At 43.5% G+C, this 1,323-nt stretch carries 1 pseudogene; it reads right to left on the minus strand.

Annotated features, from left to right (window positions below):
* Nucleotides 1–1,323 (minus strand): annotated as a pseudogene (locus HMPREF2979_RS10105) (accessory Sec-dependent LPXTG-anchored adhesin); the annotation flags it as partial.

Consider the following 1,323-nt stretch of genomic DNA (forward strand, 5'->3'; position numbering starts at 1 on the left):
GCACTCGCTGATTCTGATGCAGAGACTGAAGCTGATGCGCTTGCTGATTCTGACGCAGAGGCTGACTCAGATGCACTTGCTGATTCTGATGCAGATACTGAAGCTGACGCAGAGGCTGAAGCTGACTCAGATGCAGATACCGAAGCGGATGCACTCGCTGATTCCGATGCAGATGTGCTTGCTGAGACTGACGCAGAAACTGAGTTTGAAACAGACTGTGATTCTGAGACAGAGGCACTTGTTGATGCAGACTCGGAATTTGAAACTGATTGTGACTCACTGATTGAAGCACTTACAGATGTACTTTCAGAATTAGATACTGATTGTGAGCCTGAAACAGATGCACTCAATGACGCCGACTCACTCAATGATGCTGAGTTAGATGTTGAAATTGATTCACTAGCTGAAATGAAGCTTGAAGCCGAGTTCGAAATAGACTCAACAGTTGAAATGATTGCAGAAATTGAAGCACTGAAAGCTTGAGACTGACTTTCAAATACAGAAGCGCTCAAAGAACTTGATATACTCAATGATTCTGATTCAGAAGCCGAAACTGACGCACTTGTACTTTGCGATTCACTCAATGATGCAGACTCACTAGCTGAAATTGAAGCACTTACTGACGCTGATTCCGAGTTTGAAGCAGACTGTGATTCTGAGATTGAAGCACTTACTGATGCTGATTCTGAGTTTGAAACAGACTGTGATTCTGATACTGAGGCACTCTCTGACGCTGATTCTGAGTTAGACACTGATTGTGATTCTGATACAGAAACACTTGTTGATGCTGATTCTGAAGTTGAAACAGACTGTGATTCTGATACTGAGGCACTCTCTGACGCTGATTCTGAATTAGACACTGATTGTGATTCACTTACTGATACACTCTCTGATGCTGACTCGGAGTTTGAAGCAGATTGTGATTCTGAAATTGATTCACTTACTGACGCTGACTCGGAGTTAGACACTGATTGTGATTCAGAAACTGATGCACTTTCTGAAGCGGATTCAGAATTTGAGACAGACTGTGATTCTGAAACTGACGCACTCTCTGACGCTGACTCCGAATTAGACACTGACTGTGATTCTGATACTGATGCACTTACTGACGCTGACTCGGAGTTAGACACTGATTGTGATTCAGAAACTGATGCACTTTCTGACGCTGATTCTGAGTTTGAAGCAGACTGCGACTCAGAAACTGATGCACTCTCTGAGGCTGACTCGGAATTAGACACTGATTGTGATTCGCTTACTGATTCACTTTCTGACGCTGATTCTGAATTAGATACAGACTGCGACTCAGAAACTGATGCACTCTCT

It is taken from the genome of Streptococcus sp. HMSC078H12 (assembly GCF_001814615.1).
Taxonomy (GTDB): Bacteria; Bacillota; Bacilli; order Lactobacillales; family Streptococcaceae; genus Streptococcus; species Streptococcus salivarius_F.